The organism is Hydrocoleum sp. CS-953 (assembly GCF_002260545.1).
Classification (GTDB): domain Bacteria; phylum Cyanobacteriota; class Cyanobacteriia; order Cyanobacteriales; family Microcoleaceae; genus Trichodesmium.
The window spans coordinates 1-2,637 of the sequence record NZ_LGSU01000288.1; the positions used below are offsets into that span (position 1 = coordinate 1).

A 2,637-nucleotide genomic window follows, 5' to 3' on the forward strand; every position below is an offset into this window, starting at 1 on the left:
TATAACGTCTTAGTTTTAGTAGAGAGCAAATCCTAAGTATGTCAGCTCTAAATATTGATTTTATAACTTTTGTAGTGCAGCCATTTTGCCTATAACACAAGTAGTCTACCTAAAGTAAGATAAGATTTGCTTTCTAGGAAAATATATCTAATCATAGATACTGAATCAAAACTATAACGTTTTAGTTTAGTAGACAGCAGATTCTCAATATGTCATATAAAAACTTGAGAAATTAATGTCACGATTACCCCTCTAAATGGTAAAATTAAGAACGCAAATCAATAACTGTACAAATGTCAACCTCTGAAGAAACTACAACTGATTCGACAGCCACCACAGAAAATCCTCAAACTCAGCAAAATCAAGAAGCTGCAACTACTGAGGCAAATATTCTAACTACTGAAGAGATTCACAAACTATTACCTCACCGATACCCCTTTGCTTTAGTAGACCGCATCATAGAATATGTACCGGGAGAAAAAGCAGTTGGAATTAAAAATGTGACTTTTAATGAACCCCATTTTCAAGGACATTTTCCAGGAAGACCAATTATGCCAGGGGTATTAATTATAGAAGCATTGGCTCAAGTTGGAGGTATAATATTTGCTCAAATGCCCGATATTCAGGAAGGATTATTTGTATTTGCAGCTATGGATAAGGTTAGGTTTCGTCGTCCAGTAGTACCAGGAGACCAACTAATATTAACTACAGAATTACTATCCATTAAAGGTGGCAGGTTTGCCAAAATGCGAGGTCTGGCAGAAGTGGATGGTCAAAAAGCTGCAGAAGGGGACTTGATGTTTTCAATGATGGATTAAAATATGCCTACTCTGATTCACCCCACAGCAGTTATTTCTGAAAGTGCTAATCTACATCCTACTGTACAGGTTGGTCCTTATGCTGTAATAGGAGAACAGGTCAAGATAGGAGCGGGAACTACCATTGGCGCTCATGTTGTGATTGAAGGGCCGACAGAAATTGGCTCTGGTAATCGGATTTTTCCTGGGGCAGCTATTGGTTTGGAGCCACAAGATTTAAAATATGTGGGCGCTCCGAGTATGGTAAAAATTGGCGACAATAACCGAATTAGGGAATTCGTGACGGTTAATCGTGCTACTTATGCTGGAGAGAGTACCGTAATTGGTAATGGTAATTTGCTGATGGCTTATGTTCATGTGGCTCATAATTGCATTATTGAAGATTCTGTGGTAATAGCTAATGCTGTATCTTTAGCAGGTCATATCAAAATTGAGTCTAAAGCTGTTATTGGTGGAGTTTTGGGTATTCATCAGTTTGTTAATATTGGCAAAATGGCAATGGTGGGTGGCATGGGACGTGTAGTTAGAGATGTACCACCATTTATGTTGGTGGAGGGAAATCCTTGTTTGGTACGATCGCTCAATTTAGTGGGATTAAAGCGTGCTGGTTTGACCAGTGAAGATTTAGCAATTTTGAAAAAGGCTTTTCGGATTCTCTATCGTTCGGGTAAAGTTTTTAGTGAAGCTTTAAAAGAATTAGAATTACTTTCAGATAATAAGTATATAAAAGAATTACATGAGTTTTTAAGTTTGTCTCTTGGGTCTAAACGTCGTGGACCAATGCCGGGAAAAATTTCTTATAAGTTTCATAGCAATCAATAAATTGACAACCACATTATACACATAGTATAAGTTAGGTATTTCTTTATTTTGGCCATTTTTATTGATGTGAGTTGAATAAAATTTAGAATTATTTACCTTGGTAAAAAAATAACACAATTCTACCTCTGATTTTAAGGCTTCCTTGGCTGAAGAATAACGCGTTGTCGCCTAAGCGCAACGTCGGGAGTATGTCAATAAATATAAGGGACTTTTCAGTCATCGGCATGTGCATATATTACATTCAGTCCATCATTATCCTATTTAATCCGGAACTCAGTACCCATGCAAACTAATTCTCTGCTCCAAGCTCCTGTAACAAGTTCTCTAGTTTCTATTAACCCTATCTCCTTCTCAGAATACTCCCCAACAGAAGTTACTAATTTTGCTGACGCATTCATAGCTAATGCTCGCGAAATCGTAGTCATAGATGGGGGTGTTGATGACTATCAACAGTTACTTCAGGGCCTTAAACCTGGTATTTATGGGATGGTTTTGAACCCGCATCGCGATGGTGTCCAACAAATTACTCAGATTTTACGGAACTATCGAGGGATTGAAACCCTACATATTTTGTCCCACGGTTCTCCTGGGTGTTTGCACTTAGGAAATATTCAACTGAGTCTGGAAACTTTAGATAAATATACTGAAGACCTACAAAAGTGGTTTATTGAAGTTCCCTCGCCGAATTTATTTATCTATGGTTGTGAAGTTGCTGCGGGAAATACAGGCACAGAATTTCTGGCCAAAGTACAGACATTGACCAAAACTAATATTGCTGCTTCGGCTAACTTAACGGGGAATGCTGCCTTGGGTGGCGACTGGGAGTTAGAAATTAGTTTGGGTGAAGGAAAATTTGTTCCGGCTTTTACTTCAGAATGCTTAGTAAATTATGCTTCGATATTAGAAACAGATGACTTCATTCGTCAAGAAAAAGGAGTATTCGATAATGACGATATCCGGACGGCCGAGTTATTTACCTCTAATGGGGATGGCACTT

3 protein-coding genes are annotated in these 2,637 nt (G+C 38.1%); all 3 read left to right on the top strand.

The annotated features are described in order from the left end of the window. Positions 1 to 293: 293 nt before the first annotated feature. Complete coding sequence (gene fabZ, locus AFK68_RS02610) at positions 294 to 818, top strand: 3-hydroxyacyl-ACP dehydratase FabZ (RefSeq protein ID WP_094671397.1); 525 nt, start codon at positions 294 to 296, stop codon at positions 816 to 818. 3 nt (positions 819 to 821) lie between these two features. Next, complete coding sequence (lpxA, locus tag AFK68_RS02615; protein WP_094671399.1) at positions 822 to 1,640, top strand: acyl-ACP--UDP-N-acetylglucosamine O-acyltransferase; 819 nt, start codon at positions 822 to 824, stop codon at positions 1,638 to 1,640. A 282-nt stretch (positions 1,641 to 1,922) separates the two neighbouring features. Further along, the coding region (locus AFK68_RS02620) for a DUF4347 domain-containing protein (protein ID WP_143437449.1) at positions 1,923 to 2,637 on the top strand (715 nt) is incomplete at its 3' end.